Source organism: Flavobacterium suzhouense (assembly GCF_042684765.1).
Lineage (GTDB): Bacteria > Bacteroidota > Bacteroidia > Flavobacteriales > Flavobacteriaceae > Flavobacterium > Flavobacterium suzhouense.
Genome location: NZ_JBHUMD010000027.1, coordinates 270,216 through 291,619, shown reverse-complemented (window position 1 = coordinate 291,619; position 21,404 = coordinate 270,216). Strand labels below are relative to the sequence as shown.

Below are 21,404 nucleotides of genomic sequence, written 5' to 3'. Positions count from 1 at the left end.
TTATTTAAAATTTAAAATTAAGATACATAGTATAGTTGCGTCCGGGCATAGGTCTTACTTCATAGGCGAGGTATTCCTCATCCCATACATTATTAACCTGAACCCCCACATCAATGCCTTTCAATGCTTTTATAGTATATTCGGCACCTGCACTCCCAACATTATAAGGATCAAGGCTATATTTATTATCCGAAGACGTAAACACTTCTCCATTAAATAAATGACGGTAATATACCGATGCATTTTTATAGCTATAAGCTACTGAGGCAGTGGCTTTATGCAATGGCACATAAATAAGCTGCTTATCAGTTTCATCCTTACGGGAAATGGTATAGGCATACGTTCCGGTTACAGCAACATGTCCGGCGCCAAGCTTTTTATTCCAGTTAAGTATCGATTCAACGCCATAGCTTTTAGACTTACCAACATTTCCCGGTGACCAGATACCGTTAGTTCCCGGTGTCCATTGCAGCATATCACGCATTTTTATGTAATATCCGGTAACGCTTAAGGTTAGTCCTTTAAATCTGAATTCGTTCCCCAACTCGGCTTGATAGGAACTTTCAGGTTTCAGGTTAGGATTACCACTACCCGACCAATACAGATCATTGTATGTTGGTATTCTGAAGTTACGGGAAGCATTTAGCTTTATAGTATAAAAACGATTTATCAGCGTATTTATACCTAAAGAAAACAGCACCGGGCTCTCATAACTATCGGTTATTTCCTTACGAACACCCAGTTCATATTTAAACCTCTTTGTCAGTTCATGCTTCATCAACAGGCTGGCAGACCCTATATCCCTTTTTTTATGGATGATATCCGAGCCTTCGCCGTTGTTATGGGTATAATCCAGTATGGTATTCAGCTTTATCGTTTCAGAAACATCATAAGTAAGGTCATATCGGGCGATATAAGTCTTTACGTTACCGTTCGTATAAAGATCATTCTTGTAATTCTCGTAATACTTATATTTTTCATAAAGGTATGCTCCTTTCAATCTGGAAGTAAATTTGCCAAAATAACCGCTCAACTCTACAAGGTTTCTGGAGTCAGTCGATTGATATTTGCTTCGTGAAGGCGCCGCAAGCGTTCCTGAAAAATGCCTTTCACCATCAAACAGGTAACCATAAAAGCGTAATATATTCTTTTGATTCAGCTTGTAGGCCATACCGATATTCAGACTGGTATTATAGTACTGCCCGTTCTCGTTTGTTTTATTGGTCCCCGGATAATCATAATCATTATCGGAACTGTTATGGCTGATACCGGCATTGGCTGTAAAATCTTCTGTTGCGGCATCTACGTGATAATTTACCCCTACGGTATTGAAACTACCATAATCCGTACGCAAACTGTTATTAAAGCGATTACCAAAAGAAAGATCGTTATTCAGGTGAATGCTCCCTCCTATTGCGCTGCTGCCATAAGCAACACTTCCTCCTCCTGCCCTTACACTGATGTTATTAAAATCACGAGTATTAAGAACATTAAAATCGGTTTGCCCATTAAGCTGCGAATTAATATTTATACCATTCCATACCACGGCAGTCTGAGAAGCTGTGGTACCACGGAACGATGGCGACGAAACCATTCCTAAACCATTTTCCTTAAAATAGATATTGGTATTGTAATTTAAAAGTGAAGTAAGCGAAGTAGCATTCCTGCCAATAACCGAATCACTTAGCTTTTGTACCGATTGAGAATCTGAGAAATTGTTTAACTGGGTATCAGATATTATAATCCCTTTTAGGATAATAGTATCATTTTGCGCCGTTAAATACTGGCACAGGAAAAGTAAAATGAATAATGTGGATCTTTTCAGTATCATAATCCGTAAGCCTTTTTTCCCGAAGGCCCGATATTGGTTATTCCTAAGGCAGGTCTCCTGGCTTGCGTACTGTTGTTTACCTTCCCGTCACGCCGCAGCGCGCAGTGGTTTGCAGTTAACAACAGCCTCCGCCGCAGCGGATAAGCTTACAGTTGCGGGAACAGCTCAGGCATTAAACCTGATTCCCTTTTAATGTGATGCTCAACAAAAAACACCACAACCTTAAGTCGTGCAAATATAGTATTATTGTTGAAATATTTAATTTATACATTTGCATTCACTGAATATTTTTTATGAGAAACGCATATTACCTCTTTCTTTTTGTAGTATTGGCAATAGCCGGCTGTAAAAATAATACTGAAAAAAGTGTCACAAAAAATGCTGCTACCGTAAATTCTGTAACGCATGCACAAGGACTACAGCTTTATCGCTATGATGGTTATACAGTGGTTAAAGTAACCAATCCGTGGCCGGAAGCTAAAGATGTTTTTACCTATGTAATGCTAAAAAAAGGAGGCATAGTTCCTGATAGCCTTAAGCAGTATACCACCGTTCAGGTTCCGCTTAAAACAGTGGTGGTAACCTCAACAACCCACATACCATCTTTGGAAGCATTAGGTGTAGAAAACACCCTTGTTGGCTTCCCAAGCACCGACTTTATATCATCTGAAAAAGTAAGGGCGCGCATTGATGCCGGAAAAGTAAAAGAGGCCGGAGCCAATGAAAGCCTGAATACCGAAGTAATGATCGACCTTGCCCCCGATGCCGTAGTGGGCTTTAGTATAAGCAGTAATAACAAATCGCTTACAACGCTTGAGAAAAGCGGCCTTAAAGTATTGTATAACGGCGACTGGACAGAGCAGACTCCTTTGGGTAAAGCGGAATGGATAAAATTCTTTGGGGCACTATATGATCAGGAAGATAAGGCAGATAAACTCTTCGCAGACATTGAAAAAGGTTATAACGAAGCTCTTGTTTTAGCTAAAAAAGCTACATCAAAACCAACGGTATTAAGTGGTGCTATGTTTCAGGATCACTGGTATTTGCCGCAAGGCGGAAGCTGGGCTGCTTTATTTCTGAAAGATGCTAAATCAGACTATCTCTGGGCTGACTCTGAAGGAACAGGAAGTCTTAATCTTGCTTTTGAAACCGTACTGGATAAAGCTGAAAATGCCGACTACTGGATTGGCCCAAGCCAGTTTACTACTTTTAAGGAAATGACCGATGCTAATCCTCATTATGCTCAGTTTAAAGCTTTCAAGACAAAAAACGTATATTCGTACAGCAGCAAAAAAGGCGCTAAAGGCGGACTTATTTATTATGAGCTTGCTCCTAACCGTCCTGATCTTGTACTGAAAGACCTGATAGCTATATTTCATCCTGATTTGCTACCCGGATATCAGACTTACTTTTTTGAAAAATTAAAATAATACCCTTTGTACAGTCAGAAGAGGAACATACCAATTTTCATTATACTGGGCATTGCCCTTGTTATGGCATTTTTACTCAACCTAAGCCTGGGTTCAGTAAAGATTCCATTTATCGATGTTGTGCATAGCCTTACAGGTGGTGAAGCTTCAAAATCTACCTGGGAATATATTATACTGCATTATCGGTTACCTAAAGCCTTAACAGCATTGCTGGCAGGAATGGGACTGTCCGTCAGTGGATTATTAATGCAGACACTTTTCCGTAATCCTCTTGCGGGTCCCGACGTGTTGGGACTAAGTTCCGGCGCAAGTCTTGGCGTTGCTTTTGTAATATTGGGAGCCGGATTTTTACCGGGAATCCTTGCCGGTTTCTTTCTTTCGCCTTACGGAATTGTATTAGCCTCTACTGCCGGAAGCTTTATGGTATTACTTGCCATACTGGTAGTTTCACAGCGCCTTAGAGATACTATGGCCATACTTATTATTGGGCTTATGTTCTCAAGTTTTACAGGAGCCATAGTAGGCGTACTTACCTTTTTTAGCACTTCAGAGCAATTGCAGAAATTTACGTTCTGGTCGTTAGGAAGCCTTGGAAACCTCCCTTGGGAACATATTATTATACTCGCCGTGGTGTGTATCGCAGGATTACTTCTTTCTGCAATCTGTATTAAACCACTGGATGCACTACTATTGGGCGAACGCTACGCTAAAAGTATGGGCATCAACTTTAAAAGAACACGATTCATCATCATACTGGCAGCCAGCCTGCTGACCGGAACAATTACAGCGTTCACCGGGCCTATTGCCTTTGTGGGGCTTGTGGTTCCGCACATTGCAAAACTTGTATTTAAAACAAGTAGTCATCTGATTTTGTATGTAGGAACCATACTGTCAGGTGCCATCATATTACTTGTATGTGATACCTTTACACAAATGCCCGGCAGTGAATATGTATTACCTATCAATGCCATAACATCAATTATTGGCGCGCCAATCGTAATATGGCTACTGATGCGAAAACACAAACCGGTATAACTATGGAAAAGAAAATCGTATTATCGGCACAAGACCTCAGCATTGGCTATCAGCATAAAAAACAAAATGAAACTATTGCACAGGCTATAAATCTGGCATTTGAGGAATCAAACCTGATAGCACTGATTGGAGCCAATGGTATTGGTAAATCTACACTATTGCGAACGCTTACTGGCATACAAAAACCACTTCTGGGCGAAGTACAGCTCAACTACAAAAATATTAACGGTTATAGTTCTTCTGAACTGGCACAAAATCTTGCTGTCGTACTTACAGAAAGCCTTCCGCCAAGCAACCTCACCGTTTTTGAATTGGTCGCATTAGGAAGACAGCCCTACACCAATTGGTTGGGCAAACTGAGTCCCGAAGATCTTGACAGCGTAAACAAAGCTATATCACTTACCCAGATTGAAGATATATCCCACAAAAAACATTTTGAAATTAGTGATGGCCAGCTACAAAAGGTGCTTATTGCACGCGCACTGGCACAAGACACACCTCTAATAGTTCTCGACGAGCCTACAACCCATCTCGACCTTCAACATAAGGTAAACCTTATCAGACTGCTTAAAAAACTGGCTTCAGAAACCGGTAAATGCATTCTATACTCTACCCACGACCTTGATCTTGCATTGCAGCTAAGTGACCAGATTGTTGTTATGACAAGTAATGATGTGGTTCAGGGAACTCCTGAATACCTCATAGAAAATCATGCTTTTGACAAATTATTCAACGACAAAAGTATCCGTTTCGATACTGGTAAAGGAGGGTTTATTGTAAACGATTTTCAGCTTTAACAAAAGCTAAACATAAAGTAGGTTTTGTAATGTTTAAATTTACATGTAATATAAAACCTATTATAATGGCTAATCAGTTTTCACTTAATTATCCGGGAGATAAAAAACAGCTTCTGGAAAAAATAAAAAATGCTGCAGGAAGCAAAGGACAGTTTGCCGGCAATGAATCACAGGGCAGTTTTGAAGGCGATACTCCGCTTGGAAAATTTGCAGGTTCCTATTCTATAGAAGGGGATACTATAAATGTAATCATAGATAAGAAGCCTTTTCTTTTATCCAACGGAATGATAAAAGATGAGTTTGAAAAAGCGCTTAAAAAGGCTTAATCATGCAAAAGCTATTCTGTTTATTATGTTTTTTTATAATATTTACCGGTCATGCCCAGGCACCGGTCCTTGAACTCACCCCAAAAGGTTTTGATGCAGTTGAAGGCACAATACCTACTACCGCAAATGAAAAATTAATTGAACTTTCTAAGATGTGGGCAGCCGAAACTAATTTGAGGATTAAAGGGTATGATGCCAGTAATGTTACCTCAAATAGTATGGTTATAAGCGCCTTTAAAAAAAATGCTTTTTTTCTTAGAAATAAAGGAGAGACTTTTAATTACAACATTGCATATTCTATGAAATTGAGTTTTCACGGTAATTATTATTCACTTCATTTTGTTGTGAATGATATTTATACAGCTAATGATGTAATTGTAAAATATAAGTTACCGGACTACTTTGATAATGATGGTGACCTTAAAGATGGTTATGATACGCTGAAACCGTCGTTAGAACGCTCTGTAAATGAGATTGTGAGATCGTATCATAACTTCCTTGTGAATTACAGATAAAACCTAAAATCAATTGCTATGATATCAGGAACCGACGACCCGAAAGACCTGGGTTCTAAAAAAATGAACAATCAGGAAAAGAAAAGTAAACGAAACGAAGGCTTTAGTGGCGAAAACCTACCTAAGGATTATAATCCTTCTAAAGGAAAACTTACGCCGGAAGTCGAAAAGGACACAGATGGCGATACTGAAGTTGTAAAACGCGCCCGCGATGTGGATGAAAAGAAAGCGGCTCCGGTAAGCCAAAACGACAAGACTTCACGTGATGATGGTAAAGTTGTGAGCAAAAGCCGCGGTACAACTAATGAGAAAGAAGACATGGAAACGGCCGAAAACCGTGATTATAATTCAGACACGCATAAGCCTAAAAGAAAATAGATAAAGAGCCACAAATTTTAATAATTCGTGGCTCTTTATTTTTTACTCTGTCTCGTTAGTAAACTGTATATTGGCAAGTAGCTTTATATCTTCACCAAGTACAAGGCCTCCCGCTTCAGTCACATCAGGAGCATGAATATCAAAATCATTTCTGTTTATAAGGCCTGTAACCTCAAAACCGACTCTGTTTATTCCAAAACCGTCTTTAGCTTCTCCACCAAAAAGAACATCAAGCCTTACATTTTTGGTAATTCCTTTTATCGTCAGGTCTCCGTTAAGTACATATTTATCGCCCATCAGATGCTTAAACGAAGTAGATTTAAAATCGATTTGCGGATAGATATCAGCATTAAAAAAGTCATCCGACTTAAGATGCTCATCCCTTGTTGTATTGTTTGTGTCGATGCTGTACACATCTATCGAAAATTTAATATCGGCATTATCAAAATTGTCGTGCTCTTTTGTTGTTAATGTGCCGGAAAAGATATTAAAAGCACCAGTAATCGTAGAAATTACAAGATGCTTTATCTTGAAATGAACTTCAGAATGTGCCAGATCCAGCACCCATTTGTTTGTTGCCATAGTTTTAATATTGGTTTAGTTACTACCTAAAGTACGAATAAAAGTCGTTTTGAAAAAACTTTTACCAGTAATCACCTGTTAATCACATTCTAATTTAAAGATTACACCATATCTTTTGTGCTAAACACCCGTGAATGCTTTGTTAAACTTTACTAATAAAAAAGAAAAATACATTTGTAAATCTCCCTATTTGCTACGTAACCAACAGATTGTTAAAGCTTTTTATAACGTTTCGGATAAAAGATAACGTTAATTAATATCCCTGCCTGTTTTGTCGTGGCGAACTTTGTAATACAACCTCAAGCAACTAAAACTATGAAAGATAAAAATCAGACACCGGCACCAAAAGTATCAAGCAAGCCTAAAGATCATGATGTAGAACCAAAAGATTCTGTCCTGAAGAAAAAAATGGCAGAGGCAGAAAAAGGAGCAGCTAAAATGGCTTCGGCAACTAAAACGCCTCAGAAAATAGCTACCGGTAAAACAGCAACAAACAAACGGGAATATTAATACCAAAATATATAATTATGCAAACAAACAACAACGACAACCGCGATTGGAATAATCGCGATCGTCAGGACGAAAACAGAGAGCAAAACGAATCAAAACGTATGGGTAGCCGCAACAACGAATGGAATGAAAGTGACCTTGACCAAAATGAAATGAGGGAAAGGGAAAGATCAAATACTTTCGACGCAAATGCCCGCGACAGAGCTTCAAAAACCAACAATGAAGACCAGGAAAACTGGGAAGAAGAAAGAAGAATGGGTAGCACATCATCTAACCGCGGTACAGAAAACAATGACTGGAACCAAAACGACCAGATGCAGCGCAGCCCGGGAAGATCCCATAGTGAAGAAGAAAGAGATGTTTCATCTAGCGATTACTACAAAGGCCGAGATGAAGAGCGACGTGAATATAATGACGGACGAAACCCTCACAACGATGACTTTTAAATACGGGATTAGAGGTAAGAATAATGTAGAATATTTTCCCAACCTAATCCAAAAAAAGCGGGACAAATTAAATTTGTCCCGCTTTTATATTTATACTCTATTATCATCGGCTTTCCAGTTTTGTATGGAACGCTTAATAGCATCAGGTGAAAGCTCTTCATTAATTGCTTTCCGTATCAGGTCAAGCAACTGATCATCCTGTGCAAATCGCAAGGCAAACAACTGCCCTTCGCTTAACATGCCTTCGTACATTTCAAGTCGCTCACCGGTAGTAGCAAAAAAGCGATAGCGAAGTTCCAGCAATACGATCCTGTTTTGCAACGTAAGCGCATAATGCTGACGAAGCATAAAACTTAATATCGTAATAGCAAAAAATGCTGCAGACAGAAATAGCCACAATAGTGTATTGGCTTTATCGCAAAAAGCAAAACATACCGGAGCTATGATAAACACCAGCATAACCGGATAAAAAACAAAATGATGTGGTGTATAAAAGCGGATATGGTTCTTATAGTTTTGCTCTGCCATTTTTTAGATAATTATTTTATTTCATTAAGAAATTCGGTCACAATTCCTGCTATTTCATTTTGAGAAGCAACACTGGTAAGGTATCCCCTGTCAATTTCATTAGAAAGGAAACCTAACTCTACATGAACAGCAGGTACTTCTGACTTTGTAAGCGTCCAAAAAGGTGCGGTTTTTACCCCTCTTACCTTAAATCCTTTATCTTTAAATTTATCCGATAATCGGGTAGCATACATATCCGACTTCTCCCCGTTTACTCCATTTTTATTTACATAAAACTCCATCCCTGAGGCTTCATCATGTTTTGTGTAATTTACATGCAATGACAGCATCAAATCAGGTTTTATGGTATTTACAGTCGCTACACGTTTACTAAGATCTGTGAATTCGTCGCCTTGACGTGTAAAATGCAATACAACTTCTTTATCGTTATTTAATACCTTAATTTTTGAAGTAATTGCATCGGTAATTTGCTTTTCAGCAAACTCATTATATGTCGCTCCGTGGTCTTTGCCACCGTGCCCCGCATCAATAACTACATTAATAACACGTTTAGGCTCTCCTTTATTAGGCAATGAAAATGCAAAACATACTCCTATTGCCAAAAGCGCTAAAATTTGAAACGTTTTTTTCATGTCCGGTTGGGTTTAAGGTTTATATAGATAAACTCAAATATAATCAAAAAAGTGTAATCCTATACCTATAAATCAGGTAATCCGCTTCCCTTCCATACTCGCATTCAGCAGTTTTTCAAAACGGGACTGTCTGGTCTTTTCCTGTTTTGCCGAAACAATAAGGTGCAGCATTACCTTACGGTAACCGGGTGGCTGCGCCATGAAAAAATCCCATGCAACTTTGTTGGCTTTAAACTGTTTTTCCATTTCAATGGGCAATACAGCGTCTTCTGTGCGTTCGTGCGAATATACTCTTGATTTATGTTCCTTACGTTTCTCATAAGCTGCAAGTCCGGCAGGTTTTACCAGGCCCTGTTTTAAAAGGCTTTCCATTTTATCGATGTTAATCGCGCTCCAGATACTTGTAGGCTTTCTTGGCGTAAAACGTATGGTATAACTCTCCTCTCCTAATGATTTTCGAACCCCGTCTATCCAGCCATAACACAATGCCTGATCTACCGATTCGGGCCAGGTAATACTTGGCTTGCCACTATTAGTTTTATAAAAACCAACAAGCAGTTCGGTTTCCTTTTCAGAATTTGCATCAAGCCAGTTGCGGAAATCTTCCGCTGTTGCAAAAAAATGAGGCTCCATCTATTTCATTAAAAGCTGTAATAACTCTGCGATATTCTCTGCTTCCCTGAAATTAGGATGTTCGATAGTATGGTCTATCTGTTCATGCAGCCAGGTAGTGTGAAAAGGAATATGACAGGCATGCCCACCTATTTGGAGCACCGGTAACACATCAGATTTAAGGGAGTTCCCTATCATTAAAAACTCCGAAGGTTCTACTTCAAGTCGTTTCAGCATCTTTTCATAATCTATCTTCTGCTTGTCAGACATCACCTCGATATGGTGAAAATAATGTCCAAGTCCTGAATCGTGTAACTTTCTGTGCTGATCTTTAAGATCGCCTTTAGTAGCCACAACCAGTTTGTATTTTCCGTGCAATGTTTTCAACGCTTCATCAACACCTTCTATTAAGTCTACAGGCTTTTCAAGCATCTCCTTACCATATTCAATGATCTTGGCAATTGCTTCGATACTGATTGTATTTTCCGAAATCTTTATTGCCGCCTCAATCATGCTCAGTATGTAAGCCTTAATGCCATAACCATATACATCGAGGTTATCGATCTCTATCTTAAAAAGCTCTTTGGCAATGCTGTGCTGCGGAAGGTAATCCGCCATCAGTTCATAGAATTTGTGTTCGGTTTCCTGAAAGAAGGGTTCGTTTACCCAAAGGGTATCATCGGCATCGAAAGCGATTACTTTAATATTCATGAGAGGCAATTTTCTTCAAATTTAAGCATTAGTAATTACTTAATCTAATTGCACCTGTTCTCTTACCGCCTGTGTAGAATGCGCCGCGATAATTTGCAATTTATCGCCATGCTCTTTCCAGATACGGGTGAATCTAAAGAAACCTACTTCGGTACTGCCAAAAAAGGAGCCGCTGATTTCAAGAAGAACCGAAACAATAGCAACGTCGGCCTCGATCCTTATTTTTTGTTCTGACGGAATAATGTCAAAGATTTCAATATTCCCTGAAGCATGGGCATCAAGATCATCCTGTTTGGTAAAGAGCTGTCCGGTATGTGAAGTAAACATAAGATCATCGGCAATCAGAATGTCAAGTTCATTAACATTGCTTGTTTTCATAGCTTCAATAAGCCTGTTTTCTAACGATTGTATCTGTTGTATATCCATAAAAGGTTATTTGGTTTGAATCATATTGAACAATCCGGGGTAGTGTGTTACAAAGCCATCATCATCCACCTGAATATCAGCAGAGAAATTGCCTGCACCATTCTCAAATGTGTAATGGTGATGTCCGGATTTTGTATACTTCTGTTGGTCTTTTCGTATTACATTCGCAAGTATGTCTATGTAAACAACATCTATCTGCTCACTTTCGCCATGCGGAAGAAACAGCCCGTTTATGGGTAGTGAATTGGTAAAAGGTGAAAGCGAGATATCTATATAACTGCATCCTTTAAATTCAGGATAGGCCTTCCCTGAAACATCAGTCCAGTTACTTTCTCCGTCACGAAAGAAATGATAATGATGCTGCGTATCACGATCATGAAAACGGATATCAAATTCCAGTACATTCCATTGCAAATCGAGTTTCAGAGTGTAATCAGCATACACGGGAATACTATGCGCCCAGCCTTCAATTTCAGAGCGCACCATAATGGCATTACTCAAAAAATTAATGGCGCAATGTTCATCGGTATCATTTTCTATTCCGCTCCAAAGAATACTCTTTTGCATGACTGATTTTTACTGCAATTTACTTAAAATTCAGATTGCTAATCAGAACAATATGTTAAGAGTGAGGTTCAATTATTTACTTTTTTGTACCGCAGAGATATACTAAGTTAACCGGAGATACACCAAGTTTTAATTATAGAGGCCTCAGAGGTATTCTGCCTATGGCAGAAAATTTGTGCGCTCAAAAACCTAAAGAGCTTTGTGGTACTCTGGGATATCTTTACGTATCTCTGCGATATAACTAAAAAAGCCTCGCTACAGCGAGGCAAATCTTTTACGGCTCAGTCGTTTAATGAGCAGTAGTGTCAAAACAATAAGCATTTTATTTTCTTGTTTTAAGGTAACCTATTTTCTTCCCGTAGTTGTTTACCAACATTCCTCCTGAACCGATATAAATCGTATTTAAATCGGTATCTGTCCACATCATTTTGTAACCGGGCTTGTTTGACTGCGTGAGGCTGCCAATAAGATATACCTTATCCCTGTCTACCTGTACCAGGTTTCCTTTTGAGGTAACATAGTACTTTCCGTTGGGATCTGAAGCAAAATAAGCTTCCGATACCACATTTTTGTCATACTTTGCGCTTTGGGCAATTTTTTCAGCGCGGGTTAAACTTTTTGTTTCTGTTCTCTGCGGTGCAGGTGCAGGTACGGCAGCTATAGTTTTAGGAGTTGCAGGCTGACTGGCCGCAACTGCCGTAGTAGTAATTTTTCCTCCTGCCCTGCTCCACCCTGTAGCAATGGCTGTCAGGCGTTGTTGTTTGGGCGGATGCGTATGTGAACCCTTAATCGAAGCGATGGCAGCCATAGCGGCCTGTGCATCGGTAAGTGAGGCACCCATTTTCTGAAGTACGAATCCAGAGAACTCATCAGCTTCCAGTTCGGTGGCAGGTTTACTCGTTTCATTATCCAGCGTATGTCCGTTTAGGTGATGCCCTATCTCGTGCGCCATAATGCTCACAGCAGTCCATTGGTTTCCTGTTGCCGAAACGATATTTCCCATAAACTTCGGATTGTACAATATATATCGACTCCCCTTTTTAATTACGGCAGCGGCTGTAGGTATATCGGATGAAGCACGCAACTCAAAATTAGCACGAAGCCCAATAACCGACATAATATCCTGCACCACTTTCTCCGCTACCGGGCTTGCCGGTTTTATGTATATGGCTTTGGCCGAAGTCTCACCATAATAGTTGCACATTGCTGTGTATTTATCCGACCCAAATGTTTTTTGTGCCAAAGCAGGCAGTGTGCAGCCCCATGCTGCAAGAACCAAAAAGATCCTGATGCTTTCCATATAGATTAGGCGAAATTTTTAAAGTTATAAGAACCATATTCACATTTATTTAACGCAAATGCCCTGCCAAAAAGTGCATCACTTCATTGGCAGGGCATGTTAAATATTTTTTTACGAAAGCTTTTCTGAATAATCTGTTATTCCTTTGGCCAAAAACGAAGGGTAATATAAATCAAAGCCATTACAATAGACAGAATAAATATATTTTTCCCGCTTTTACGATCCTTTTTGCTATAAGTATAGACCATCTCGCCATTAGGAAGTGTTTTTTGAGAAGTCCACAAAACATAACCAGTAACTATCCCTAAAAATGCTCCCAGAAGCGCTAAAACATAACCAGCTATAACCCATCCTTTTTGATCTTTTTCAGGCTTAGCCAATTGATTGAGTTCTTCCATCCTCATGCTTTTAATATGTGCATCATCAATCCCGTGGCCTCGCTCAGCCAGAAGCTTACGGGCAAGCATATAATCAAATTCGCTCCATTCATAATGCTTTACTACAACATCATGCAATTCTTCATTGGTAAAAGAAAGCAAATAATAATCTTCCGGCAGATTAGCTATCATACCTTCGGCTTCCTTTTCAAGCAGTGTTTGTGCCTGTTCAAAATTATCAGGGTGCAACTGCAATTCATATTCCTTAGATAATTCGCCAGCCATAGCGCTTCCCATTACTGACCCGCCATCTATAAAAGTGCATTCTATACCATTATCAATAAGTAATTGCTGTATGGCACGAGCCTCTTTGGCATCAGGATATTTTTTAAAGGATACGTAGTTTTGTGACATGGTTATATGTTTTGAATTTGGGGTTTTTTAATTAATCTTCTTTTGATTTCTGAGTAGTAAAATCCTGCTTCCCATTTTTCCACCACCAGTTATGTACAGCCTTACCATTTATCCATTCATACTGATTACCTCCGATTATATGAAAAATCTCCCCGGTAAGTTTTTTCTTTTCTGAATATCTATGTTTTTTAGTCGCAACTGTAAACTTTGCCTTCAATGTATCGCCAGACTTAAAAATGGTATCATTTATTTCAAGTTTATAATTTGCATTTTCAAGCTCAACACTCGATTTACCATCATATGAATTTGTATCTGTCCACTTAACAACTTTTGGAATGACTTTTCCATTAACCATAATTAATTTAAACGTGTCCCCAGCTAGCCCAACTTTACTAACATAAATAGTTATGGTATCATTTTTTATAATATCATAGCAATAAAGCCTACCATTACTAGGATATTTTTCCTTTATTAAAATTTCTGTTTCGGTAACTTTTATATCCTTATTGACAATTATTTTTTGCCCATAGCCACTACTAAAGACAAAACTAATAATTAGATATATTAATAATTTCAAATTCATTTTGCCGATGTTTGATTCCCAAAGATAGAAGTATTTTCATTATTTTTACCTCTTACAAATTTTACATCAATGCCCGATACTATTTCCATTTTACTTGCCTTTATTATTGCCCTTGCCATAGGTACTTACGTTGGCAAGATCGTATTTTCATCTAAAGCCGCTGCCGATAAAAAAGTGTCTGAAGAGCGCACTAACAGTCTTCAGCAGCAGATAGAACAGCTAAAACAGCAATCGCAAAACGAGCTATTAGGCATCGAGAAACAACTCGTTCAGGCGCATGCCGAGCGTGACAGCCTGCGTCAGGCCAAAGATGTCCTTGCCATACAACTTACCAAAAAGGAAACCGATTTTGATAACCTGCTTGAGCGTATGCGCGAGCAACGTCAGGAGACCGATGAACTTCGCGAGAAATTCACCAAAGAATTTGAAAATCTTGCCAACAAAATACTTGAAGAGAAATCGGTTAAGTTTACCGAACAAAATAAAGAGAACCTTAAGAATATACTTTCTCCGCTTCAGGAAAAGATACACCTTTTCGAAAAGAAAGTAGAAGATACCCACAAAGAAAGTATTGACTACCATGCCGCACTACGCCAACAGATTCTTGGCCTGCGTGATATGAACGAGCAGATGAGCAAAGAAACCCTGAACCTTACCCGTGCACTTAAGGGTGATACCAAAATGCAGGGTAACTGGGGCGAACTTATACTGGAGCGCGTACTTCAGAAATCAGGACTTGAAAAAGACCGCGAGTATTATGTACAGCAAAGCCATGTAAATGATGAAGGCAGCCGTATACAGCCCGATGTGGTTATCAACCTTCCGGATGGCAAAAAAATGATAGTCGATTCTAAAGTGTCGCTTGTGGCCTATGAGCGTTACGTGAATGAAGAAGACGAACTGCTTAAAACAGCACGCCTGAAAGAGCACATTAACTCTATAAAAAGACACGTAGACCAGCTTAGCGATAAAAACTATCATGATCTTTACAAAATAGAAAGCCCTGACTTTGTATTGCTTTTCATCCCTATGGAGCCGGCTTTTGCCATTGCGCTCAACGACGACGCTACACTATACAACAAGGCATTTGAACGTAATATAGTTATCGTTACTCCTACTACCCTATTAGCCACGCTTCGTACCATCGACAGTATGTGGACCAACCAGAAACAACAGGAGAATGCCTATGAGATTGCCCGTCAGGCTGGAGCTCTTTATGATAAATTTGAAGGTTTTGTGAGCGACCTGACCAAAGTAGGCAATAAAATGAAGGATGCCCAAAGCGAATACCAGAACGCTATGGGCAAACTGGTAGACGGTCGTGGTAACATCATTACAAGTATTGAAAAGCTTAAAAAAATGGGCGCGAAAGCCAAGAAGTCGCTTCCGGAAAACATCCTTAACCGTGCATTACAACAGGAGGAAGAGGCTGCCGAAAATGATACTAACCTATTAAATCCGTAAGCAATGTCTGAAATCAAATACAGAAAGGTAAGCACCTCTAAAGTTACCATTTCCGAGCTTATGCTGCCTTCGCACCAAAACTTCAGCGGTAAGATACACGGAGGTTACATCCTTATGCTTATGGACCAGATTGCTTTTGCGGCAGCATCTAAATATTCTGGAACTTATTGCGTAACTGCTTCGGTAGACACTGTAGACTTTCTGAACCCTATTGAGGTTGGCGAACTTGTTACCATGAAAGCATCGGTAAACTATGTGGGTAACAGTTCTATGATCGTTGGTATACGCGTAGAGTCTGAAAATATTCAGACAGGCAAGGTAAAGCACTGTAATTCATCTTACTTTACGATGGTTGCCAAAGATTCGGAAGGTAAAAATATAAAAGTACCACACCTGATACTGGGTAATGGAGATGAGATACGCCGTTTTTGCAAGGCGGTAATACTCATCAATCAGAAAAAAGAGCATGACAAGCACTCTAAAACATTCGACTATACTTCACCTCAGGCTTTGGAAGAACTTAAGAATTATAACATCAGACTGGATTTTAAATAATCCGGTCTTTTTTTTGATACTTCGTTAATTACTATATATTTGCGGTTAAACAAAAACTACTTACCAACCGCATGAAAAAACATTACTTAGCTGCCGCCTTACTGGTTTTATCTGTATTTACAATCTTTTTATCATGTGGATCGGATGATTCAACAGAATATAAGGAGGTATCTCCTGTAGTAATGGATCTTACTACCGTACCCTATCCTAAACTTTCTGACTATAAGTTCTTTGTTGGCGAACTAAAAAATCTTGAACCTGCTTATAAAGTACTGCCCTACGACCTGAACAGCTCACTTTTTACGGACTATGCGCTTAAAAAGCGTTTTGTGTGGATGCCGGAAAATACAAAAGCTACCTATACTTCAGACGGTGAAATACTTAATTTCCCAGTTGGTGCAGCCCTCATTAAAAACTTTTACTATGAAAATGTGTTACCTGATAATGTAACAAAGATTATAGAAACACGTATACTCATAAAAAAAGCAAGCGGCTGGATATTTGCTAATTATAAATGGAATGATGAACAAACTGAAGCCTTCCTTGACATGAACGCAAGCACAGTTAACGTTAGCTGGATGCACAATGGTAAAGAAAAATCGATTGCTTATAAAATACCCGGCAATCTGGATTGTGTAACCTGCCATTCAAGTCATACTGTTTATACCCCTATTGGTCCTAAACCACAAAATCTTTTTAAGGATTTTAGTTATACTGGCGGCGCAGAAAATCAGCTTGAAAAATGGAAACAGGAAGGCTATCTGGATACTTATTCGCAAAACACACTGGCAACAGTAGACTGGCGTGATACTACCAAATCACTTGATTTAAGGGTACGCTCCTATCTTGATATTAATTGCGCCCATTGTCATAAGCCGGGAGGAGCCTGTGATATTATGCCCGAAAACTTTTCATTTACAGCAGAGGCAAATCGTACTGCTCTTGGAATATGCGTTGAACCACATGACTTCGTGCCAAATGGCGAAAAATATATTATTGAAGTTCAAAATAGCAATAATTCGCTTATGTATACTAAAATGATATCTATAAAAAAAGAAGAAATGATGCCTACAATAGGAAGGACCATAGTTGACAGAGAAGGTTCGGGACTTATAGCCGAATGGATAGACACTATGGAAACACCTTGTCCTTAACTATTTAACACAAAACAACAATTATTAATTAACAAGTATTATTAGCATAAAAAAGCGTTAAAAAAAGTGTAAATTTTATACCTTGCGGTTTTAAAAACCAACCATGAAACGCGTCCTAATCCATTTATTGGTGCTGGTGGCTACTTATCAGTATGCTATAGCACAAAAAGGTGTTGATCCAACTCCCGAAGACATTACCCATGCAAAAAATTTAAGGGAAAAATACAGCAAAGATGATGTAGTCATACTTTCGGGTGATGAAAAAGTAACGTTTGGACTTTCTAATACTGTTACGGTTCAGCACACTATTGAAGAAAAAATGATGAATATCAACCACAGGGCTGATATTCAAAAATATGAATTTTACGATAGTGAATCGGAGCTTGAAGGTTTTTCCATGAAGTTTAGGAACGATAAAACTGCAAACTTTCCTGTAAAAGATGAGTTTTACAAAAGTGAAGACTTATTTTTTTACGATTACAGGGTGAAGTACATGAATGTAGATTTTCCTGTACAGGGCTACACTTATAATTACGAGCTTAAAAAAAAATATAAAGATGTAAAGTATTTTACCACTTTGTATTTTCATGATACCTATCCTACGCTAAAAAAACAATTTACAATAACAGTTCCCAGCTGGCTTGAAATAGATATAAGAGAGTTCAACTTTGCAGGCTATACCATTAAAAAAGACAAGAAACCGGATCCTAAGACTAAAAGCACCATTTACACCTATTCCATTGAAAATTTAGACGGTATTGCTAAAGATGATAATGCTCCGGGAATGAGCTACAATTATCCTCACATCCTTATTATTGCAAAATCATTTACTAAAGATGGTAAACAAACAACACTATTTAACAGCACCGCCGATTTATACAAATGGTATAAATCGCTTGTTGATAGTATGGATGAAAAACCTTCAACCCTGAAAGCGAAGGTTGATGAACTTACTGCTAATGCTAAAACCGATGAAGAAAAAATAAAGAATATTTATTACTGGGTACAGGATAACATCCGTTATATTGCTTTTGAAGATGGTATTGCTGGATTTAAACCTGACGCTTCTCAAAATGTTTTCCAAAAACGTTATGGCGATTGTAAGGGTATGGCCAACCTTACACGACAAATGCTGAAAGAAGCCGGTTTTGATGCAAGGCTTACCTGGATTGGAACAAAACATATCGCCTATAATTATAGTATTCCTTCGCTTGTGGTAGACAATCATATGATATGTACTCTTTTTAAAGATGGTAAAAAATACTTTCTTGACGGAACTGAAAAATACAACTCATTTGGTGAATATGCAGAAAGGATTCAGGGTAAAGAGGTGATGATTGAAGACGGAGACAAGTTCATAATTGAAAAAGTCCCTGTAATGACCGCCTCGACAAATAAAGAAGTTTATACCTCAAACTTCCGCATTGAAAATGAAGCCCTTGTTGGTAAAATTCAGGGAACAATGAAAGGTGAAAGCCGTTCAGGATTTTTATATGGATATAACAACATTAGAAAAGATAAAAAAGAAAATGCTCTTCAGTACTATATTTCAGGGGGCAATAAAAACTTCTCCGTATCTAATATTGTAACATCTGACCTTACAAACAGGGACAAAACCCTTACGATGGAATATAACGCAAACCTAAAGAACAGGGTGTCGTCATTTGATAATGAAATGTATGTCAATCTTGACTATATGGAAGAGTTTAGCAATCTTGATTTTAAAGAACGTAAATCTGACTATGAATTTGCTCATAAAAGAGATTATGAGTCTGTAATAACATTAGAAATACCTGAAGGATACAAAGTATCAAGGCTACCTGAATCATTTAAAGTTGCCAATGACACATACACCATGAGTGTTTCGTATGAACAGAAAGGAAACACTGTTATTTACAAAAAGCATTTTGTTGTTAATGATTGTACAATAAAAAAAGGCGACTTCCAGAACTGGAATCAATCAATTGCTTCTCTTAAGAAAATATATAACGACCAAATCACCCTAACCAAAAACTAAATGAAAACCAGAATTTTAATTGCATTCGTATCCCTCTGGGCATCTTTTACTTTTGCACAAAAAAAAGAAGAAATAAGAGATTTATTCTGGGGGGCTAATGACCCTTATAAATCAGTAATCGAAATTCCTGAAAAATGGAAAAACGAATCGGCTGTCGTTATCTATAAAAATGAAAACTACGATTTTCATAAGTTTGGAGTAAATGTAACTTACACCTCATCAACCCGAAAAAGGGTTAAACTTCTGGATCAGGCAGCAATCAAAGAATTTTCTGAATTCTCATTTAAAGACCGTTTCTATTCTACAAAAGGTTTTGCTGTAAAAAAAGGAACCAACTTTGTGGGTATTAAAGTTGTAAAACCAGATGGTTCTGAAAAGATAATAAATGTAGATGAAGAGGCAGTAACCGCTGATGACAGAAAAAAAATTGCCATTTCAGGACTTGAAACAGGTGATATTATCGATTATTATTTCTACTCTGTAGAACCTTTCAAAACATCCCTGGAATACGGATTTGAACCTGTTGAAAATACTTTAGGTGATGAATACCCTATCATGAACCTAAAACTAAAATTTAATACTGAAAATGACTTTTTTGTAAACTTCAATACTTATAACGGTGCTCCTGAACTAAAACAACTAACCACTAAGGGAAGCGATCGTCAGTATGAACTTACTGCCGAGAACATAGAAAAGAATGATTTCCCAAGATGGTATTATCCGTTAGTGGAATTGCCTTGTTATAAATTCCAGGTATACTTTGCACGTAGCGGTGCTTTCGAGGAAAGAGCTAATGCTTTTCTTCCTGAGAAAGAAAGCATAATCAAGAAAACTGTTTCTCCTGATGAAGTGCTTACCTACTACCAAAATAAATTCAGGCCATTTGGAGATCTGGGAGAAATAGAACGCTTTTTAAAAGGAAAGACCTTTAAAAACAATGAAGAAAAAGTAAAGGAGGTATATTACTACACAAGACATCAATATTATACCCGTTATGTAGAAGCTTTTGTTGCCAATGAAGCAAAAATCATGGAGCCATTTGCACTGTATGGCTACTATCCCACTTTCTTTAGTACGGAATACCAATTTATCAATCACTTTATGGCTTTCTTAAAAGACAATAAAATTGATTATGATATTATTGTCGCCACACCTAGAGTAAACGGCCCTATCAAAGATTTACTGATAGAGAATAACGCTTTGGTATTACTAAAAATAAATACTGAAAATCCGGTATATCTGCAGTTTTTCACTCCTTTCAAAAATGCGGATCAGATTCCTTTTACTATCGAAAATAGTGATGCGTATGTGATTGAGGTGACAAAGCAGAAGAAAATAACCAAAATTGAAACATTAAAACTGCCATCATCAACCTATGAAGAGAATCAGACTGCACAAAAAATAAATGTTAGCCTTAATCCAGACCTGACCGAAGTTAAACTTCAAAGAGAATCTTCGTTTTTTGGACATAACAAAGACGGCGAACAACCGGATAAAATGTACTTTTTTGACTATGTAGATGAAGACTATACAAAATATGGAACCAGCCCGTTGCTTTCTCTTGTAAAAAACAAAAAGAAACAGGAACAATACACGAAAGAATTTGATGCTCTTAAAAACAAGCTAAAAGACAAACAGAAAGAAGAGTTTAAGAAATCAGCGGAATCAGAATTTGGCTTCACTATCGATGACCATTCATTAAATATTACCAATACAGGTCGTTTTGGAAAAAGTGATCCGTTTACCTTTACTGAAAACTTTACCGTAAAAAACCATCTTCTTAAAAAAGCTGGTGCAAACTATGTGTTTGAAATTGGAAAACTTATAAGCCAACAGGCTGAAATTGAAGAGAAAGAAAACAAAAGAACCGATAACATTTACATGCCTTATCCACGTTCATACAAAGAGGAGATAATATTTGATATCCCCGAAGGTTATACCGTTACAGGTCTTGATAAACTGAACAAGAACATAAAAAACACAACCGGCGGTTTTGAAAGTTCAGCTAAAACAGAAGGTAATAAACTGGTTATTAAAACTTTTAAATATTATACAAACTACTACGAACCTAATGCTAACTGGAAAGATATGGTTTCTTTTCTGGACGCGGCATACCAGTTCACACAGGAAAAAATACTTATAAAGAAAAGCTAATAACTATATAATAAGACTCCGGCATAAAGCCGGAGTCTTTTGTTTAACAACACTATCAAT

General features: G+C 38.1%; 24 protein-coding genes and 1 riboswitch. Of the genes, 13 read left to right on the top strand and 11 right to left on the bottom strand.

Translation table 11 applies throughout. The features are described 5' to 3' along the window. Positions 1-4: 4 nt before the first annotated feature. Positions 5-1,831 carry a TonB-dependent receptor plug domain-containing protein gene (locus ACFSR3_RS14525; protein ID WP_379821989.1) on the bottom strand — a complete coding sequence of 609 codons (1,827 nt, stop codon included), beginning with the start codon at positions 1,829-1,831 and terminating at the stop codon, positions 5-7. Positions 1,832-1,861: 30 nt separating this feature from the next. After that, positions 1,862-2,071: riboswitch (cobalamin riboswitch) on the bottom strand. A 53-nt stretch (positions 2,072-2,124) separates the two neighbouring features. On the opposite strand from ACFSR3_RS14525, the gene ACFSR3_RS14520 reads away from it, so the two are divergent. From ACFSR3_RS14520 to ACFSR3_RS14495, 6 genes are all read left to right on the top strand, one after another. Next, positions 2,125-3,261 (top strand): ABC transporter substrate-binding protein, encoded by a 1,137-nt coding sequence (locus ACFSR3_RS14520; RefSeq protein WP_379821987.1) that lies wholly within the window; start codon positions 2,125-2,127, stop codon positions 3,259-3,261. Positions 3,262-3,324: 63 nt separating this feature from the next. Beyond that, a complete protein-coding gene (locus ACFSR3_RS14515) occupies positions 3,325-4,296 on the top strand; it encodes an iron chelate uptake ABC transporter family permease subunit (RefSeq protein ID WP_379821986.1) in 972 nt (323 codons plus the stop codon). A 2-nt stretch (positions 4,297-4,298) separates the two neighbouring features. Continuing rightward, the gene (locus tag ACFSR3_RS14510; protein WP_379821984.1) at positions 4,299-5,093 is read left to right on the top strand and encodes an ABC transporter ATP-binding protein; all 795 of its coding nucleotides are present in this window, start codon (positions 4,299-4,301) and stop codon (positions 5,091-5,093) included. 65 nt (positions 5,094-5,158) lie between these two features. Next, entirely contained in the window at positions 5,159-5,419 is a 261-nt protein-coding gene (locus ACFSR3_RS14505; RefSeq protein WP_379821983.1) for a hypothetical protein, read from the top strand. Between the two features lie 2 nt (positions 5,420-5,421). Beyond that, positions 5,422-5,934, top strand: coding sequence for a hypothetical protein (locus ACFSR3_RS14500; RefSeq protein ID WP_379821982.1), 513 nt, complete (start codon positions 5,422-5,424; stop codon positions 5,932-5,934). A gap of 18 nt (positions 5,935-5,952) precedes the next feature. Continuing rightward, the gene (locus ACFSR3_RS14495; protein WP_379821980.1) at positions 5,953-6,312 is read left to right on the top strand and encodes a hypothetical protein; all 360 of its coding nucleotides are present in this window, start codon (positions 5,953-5,955) and stop codon (positions 6,310-6,312) included. A gap of 42 nt (positions 6,313-6,354) precedes the next feature. Here the strand turns inward: ACFSR3_RS14495 and ACFSR3_RS14490 are convergent, their stop codons facing one another. Continuing rightward, positions 6,355-6,894, bottom strand: a complete 540-nt coding sequence (locus ACFSR3_RS14490; RefSeq protein ID WP_379821979.1) for a YceI family protein — start codon at positions 6,892-6,894, stop codon at positions 6,355-6,357. Between the two features lie 315 nt (positions 6,895-7,209). Between ACFSR3_RS14490 and ACFSR3_RS14485 the strand changes: the two genes are divergently transcribed. Next, on the top strand, positions 7,210-7,404 hold the full coding sequence (locus ACFSR3_RS14485) for a hypothetical protein (RefSeq protein ID WP_379821976.1): 195 nt from the start codon (positions 7,210-7,212) through the stop codon (positions 7,402-7,404). Positions 7,405-7,421: 17 nt separating this feature from the next. After that, positions 7,422-7,850 carry a hypothetical protein gene (locus tag ACFSR3_RS14480; protein WP_379821975.1) on the top strand — a complete coding sequence of 143 codons (429 nt, stop codon included), beginning with the start codon at positions 7,422-7,424 and terminating at the stop codon, positions 7,848-7,850. Between the two features lie 90 nt (positions 7,851-7,940). Here the strand turns inward: ACFSR3_RS14480 and ACFSR3_RS14475 are convergent, their stop codons facing one another. The 9 genes from ACFSR3_RS14475 to ACFSR3_RS14435 all read right to left on the bottom strand — a co-directional run bounded on the left by ACFSR3_RS14475 (position 7,941) and on the right by ACFSR3_RS14435 (position 14,000). Continuing rightward, the gene (locus ACFSR3_RS14475; protein ID WP_379821973.1) at positions 7,941-8,378 is read right to left on the bottom strand and encodes a DUF6526 family protein; all 438 of its coding nucleotides are present in this window, start codon (positions 8,376-8,378) and stop codon (positions 7,941-7,943) included. Between the two features lie 11 nt (positions 8,379-8,389). Further along, positions 8,390-9,010: an N-acetylmuramoyl-L-alanine amidase family protein gene (locus ACFSR3_RS14470; RefSeq protein ID WP_379821971.1), complete on the bottom strand. Its 621-nt coding sequence runs from the start codon at positions 9,008-9,010 to the stop codon at positions 8,390-8,392. 72 nt (positions 9,011-9,082) lie between these two features. Next, on the bottom strand, positions 9,083-9,643 hold the full coding sequence (locus ACFSR3_RS14465; RefSeq protein WP_379821969.1) for a YdeI/OmpD-associated family protein: 561 nt from the start codon (positions 9,641-9,643) through the stop codon (positions 9,083-9,085). Further along, positions 9,644-10,333: an HAD family hydrolase gene (locus ACFSR3_RS14460; RefSeq protein ID WP_379821968.1), complete on the bottom strand. Its 690-nt coding sequence runs from the start codon at positions 10,331-10,333 to the stop codon at positions 9,644-9,646. It abuts the gene before it with no gap. A gap of 39 nt (positions 10,334-10,372) precedes the next feature. Next, positions 10,373-10,759, bottom strand: a complete 387-nt coding sequence (locus ACFSR3_RS14455; RefSeq protein ID WP_379821966.1) for a nuclear transport factor 2 family protein — start codon at positions 10,757-10,759, stop codon at positions 10,373-10,375. 6 nt (positions 10,760-10,765) lie between these two features. Then, a complete protein-coding gene (locus ACFSR3_RS14450) occupies positions 10,766-11,326 on the bottom strand; it encodes a putative glycolipid-binding domain-containing protein (RefSeq protein WP_379821964.1) in 561 nt (186 codons plus the stop codon). Positions 11,327-11,648: 322 nt separating this feature from the next. Further along, positions 11,649-12,626 carry a hypothetical protein gene (locus ACFSR3_RS14445; RefSeq protein WP_379821962.1) on the bottom strand — a complete coding sequence of 326 codons (978 nt, stop codon included), beginning with the start codon at positions 12,624-12,626 and terminating at the stop codon, positions 11,649-11,651. 137 nt (positions 12,627-12,763) lie between these two features. Continuing rightward, positions 12,764-13,417 (bottom strand): hypothetical protein, encoded by a 654-nt coding sequence (locus tag ACFSR3_RS14440; protein ID WP_379821960.1) that lies wholly within the window; start codon positions 13,415-13,417, stop codon positions 12,764-12,766. Between the two features lie 31 nt (positions 13,418-13,448). After that, entirely contained in the window at positions 13,449-14,000 is a 552-nt protein-coding gene (locus ACFSR3_RS14435; RefSeq protein ID WP_379821959.1) for a hypothetical protein, read from the bottom strand. Positions 14,001-14,069: 69 nt separating this feature from the next. Here ACFSR3_RS14435 and ACFSR3_RS14430 point away from each other — a divergent pair, with 69 nt between their 5' ends. The 5 genes from ACFSR3_RS14430 (at position 14,070) to ACFSR3_RS14410 (ending at position 21,344) form a co-directional block, all read left to right on the top strand. Further along, positions 14,070-15,464, top strand: coding sequence for a DNA recombination protein RmuC (locus ACFSR3_RS14430; RefSeq protein WP_379821957.1), 1,395 nt, complete (start codon positions 14,070-14,072; stop codon positions 15,462-15,464). 3 nt (positions 15,465-15,467) lie between these two features. After that, positions 15,468-16,019 (top strand): acyl-CoA thioesterase, encoded by a 552-nt coding sequence (locus ACFSR3_RS14425; RefSeq protein WP_379821954.1) that lies wholly within the window; start codon positions 15,468-15,470, stop codon positions 16,017-16,019. A gap of 71 nt (positions 16,020-16,090) precedes the next feature. After that, positions 16,091-17,173 carry a hypothetical protein gene (locus ACFSR3_RS14420; protein ID WP_379821953.1) on the top strand — a complete coding sequence of 361 codons (1,083 nt, stop codon included), beginning with the start codon at positions 16,091-16,093 and terminating at the stop codon, positions 17,171-17,173. A 103-nt stretch (positions 17,174-17,276) separates the two neighbouring features. After that, complete coding sequence (locus tag ACFSR3_RS14415; protein WP_379821951.1) at positions 17,277-19,190, top strand: transglutaminase-like domain-containing protein; 1,914 nt, start codon at positions 17,277-17,279, stop codon at positions 19,188-19,190. Continuing rightward, positions 19,191-21,344 (top strand): hypothetical protein, encoded by a 2,154-nt coding sequence (locus tag ACFSR3_RS14410; protein ID WP_379821950.1) that lies wholly within the window; start codon positions 19,191-19,193, stop codon positions 21,342-21,344. It abuts the gene before it with no gap. Positions 21,345-21,404: the final 60 nt, after the last annotated feature.

Bases quoted from the DNA above. Each gene is read 5' to 3' on its own strand.
- ACFSR3_RS14495 (WP_379821980.1), top strand. From the start codon at position 5,953: ATGATATCAGGAACCGACGACCCGAAAGACCTGGGTTCTAAAAAAATG.
- ACFSR3_RS14450 (WP_379821964.1), bottom strand. From the start codon at position 11,326: ATGCAAAAGAGTATTCTTTGGAGCGGAATAGAAAATGATACCGATGAA.
- ACFSR3_RS14475 (WP_379821973.1), bottom strand. From the start codon at position 8,378: ATGGCAGAGCAAAACTATAAGAACCATATCCGCTTTTATACACCACAT.
- ACFSR3_RS14425 (WP_379821954.1), top strand. From the start codon at position 15,468: ATGTCTGAAATCAAATACAGAAAGGTAAGCACCTCTAAAGTTACCATT.
- ACFSR3_RS14410 (WP_379821950.1), top strand. From the start codon at position 19,191: ATGAAAACCAGAATTTTAATTGCATTCGTATCCCTCTGGGCATCTTTT.
- ACFSR3_RS14440 (WP_379821960.1), bottom strand. From the start codon at position 13,417: ATGTCACAAAACTACGTATCCTTTAAAAAATATCCTGATGCCAAAGAG.
- ACFSR3_RS14460 (WP_379821968.1), bottom strand. From the start codon at position 10,333: ATGAATATTAAAGTAATCGCTTTCGATGCCGATGATACCCTTTGGGTA.
- ACFSR3_RS14480 (WP_379821975.1), top strand. From the start codon at position 7,422: ATGCAAACAAACAACAACGACAACCGCGATTGGAATAATCGCGATCGT.
- ACFSR3_RS14430 (WP_379821957.1), top strand. From the start codon at position 14,070: ATGCCCGATACTATTTCCATTTTACTTGCCTTTATTATTGCCCTTGCC.
- ACFSR3_RS14415 (WP_379821951.1), top strand. From the start codon at position 17,277: ATGAAACGCGTCCTAATCCATTTATTGGTGCTGGTGGCTACTTATCAG.
- ACFSR3_RS14455 (WP_379821966.1), bottom strand. From the start codon at position 10,759: ATGGATATACAACAGATACAATCGTTAGAAAACAGGCTTATTGAAGCT.
- ACFSR3_RS14435 (WP_379821959.1), bottom strand. From the start codon at position 14,000: ATGAATTTGAAATTATTAATATATCTAATTATTAGTTTTGTCTTTAGT.
- ACFSR3_RS14470 (WP_379821971.1), bottom strand. From the start codon at position 9,010: ATGAAAAAAACGTTTCAAATTTTAGCGCTTTTGGCAATAGGAGTATGT.
- ACFSR3_RS14525 (WP_379821989.1), bottom strand. From the start codon at position 1,831: ATGATACTGAAAAGATCCACATTATTCATTTTACTTTTCCTGTGCCAG.
- ACFSR3_RS14465 (WP_379821969.1), bottom strand. From the start codon at position 9,643: ATGGAGCCTCATTTTTTTGCAACAGCGGAAGATTTCCGCAACTGGCTT.
- ACFSR3_RS14510 (WP_379821984.1), top strand. From the start codon at position 4,299: ATGGAAAAGAAAATCGTATTATCGGCACAAGACCTCAGCATTGGCTAT.
- ACFSR3_RS14505 (WP_379821983.1), top strand. From the start codon at position 5,159: ATGGCTAATCAGTTTTCACTTAATTATCCGGGAGATAAAAAACAGCTT.
- ACFSR3_RS14500 (WP_379821982.1), top strand. From the start codon at position 5,422: ATGCAAAAGCTATTCTGTTTATTATGTTTTTTTATAATATTTACCGGT.
- ACFSR3_RS14420 (WP_379821953.1), top strand. From the start codon at position 16,091: ATGAAAAAACATTACTTAGCTGCCGCCTTACTGGTTTTATCTGTATTT.
- ACFSR3_RS14520 (WP_379821987.1), top strand. From the start codon at position 2,125: ATGAGAAACGCATATTACCTCTTTCTTTTTGTAGTATTGGCAATAGCC.
- ACFSR3_RS14485 (WP_379821976.1), top strand. From the start codon at position 7,210: ATGAAAGATAAAAATCAGACACCGGCACCAAAAGTATCAAGCAAGCCT.
- ACFSR3_RS14445 (WP_379821962.1), bottom strand. From the start codon at position 12,626: ATGGAAAGCATCAGGATCTTTTTGGTTCTTGCAGCATGGGGCTGCACA.
- ACFSR3_RS14490 (WP_379821979.1), bottom strand. From the start codon at position 6,894: ATGGCAACAAACAAATGGGTGCTGGATCTGGCACATTCTGAAGTTCAT.
- ACFSR3_RS14515 (WP_379821986.1), top strand. From the start codon at position 3,325: ATGGCATTTTTACTCAACCTAAGCCTGGGTTCAGTAAAGATTCCATTT.